Source organism: Treponema sp. UBA753, assembly GCF_002297325.1.
Taxonomy (GTDB): Bacteria; Spirochaetota; Spirochaetia; order Treponematales; family Treponemataceae; genus Treponema_D.
Map to the genome: position 1 here is coordinate 1 of NZ_DBKJ01000124.1, position 486 is coordinate 486.

Sequence of the window (486 nt, forward strand, 5' to 3'; positions counted from 1 at the left end):
AAATGGCATAACTTTTCCGCTATTTAATATTTTTGCACGCGGCGGTTCTGCACTTGTAACTGTTGTCGGCTTTATAATGATTTGGCGTTCTTATTCAAGTTTAACTATTCCGTTTTTGGATATTCTTTGGATAACTTTTGCTTCTTTTGGAATTTCGTTTCTGTTGGGAGGACTCCCTGCAGGAGGAGCTTTTGTTTCGCTTTCAGTTTTGTGTACAATTTACGGACGAGGCTTTGAAACAGGATTTCTTTTGCTAAAACCAGCGGCTCCAATAATCTGTTCTTTTGCGGCGGCATTCGATGCCTTAACTGCAATTTTTGGAAGTTATGTTGTGGCTGTAAAGACAAAACTTATTGAACACCACGGAATTAATCACTTTATTTAAGGAAAATATAATGAAAGTTTCAAAATTTATTATTTCAACATTGCGCGATGCTCCAAATGATGCAGTTATCGCAAGCCACAAATTAATGATGAGAAGCGGCA

1 pseudogene is annotated in these 486 nt (G+C 37.4%); it reads left to right on the plus strand.

Annotated elements, in window-relative coordinates:
* Positions 1-385, plus strand: a pseudogene (locus B4C08_RS09845) (dicarboxylate/amino acid:cation symporter); the annotation flags it as partial.
* Between the last annotated feature and the right edge of the window lie 101 nt (positions 386-486).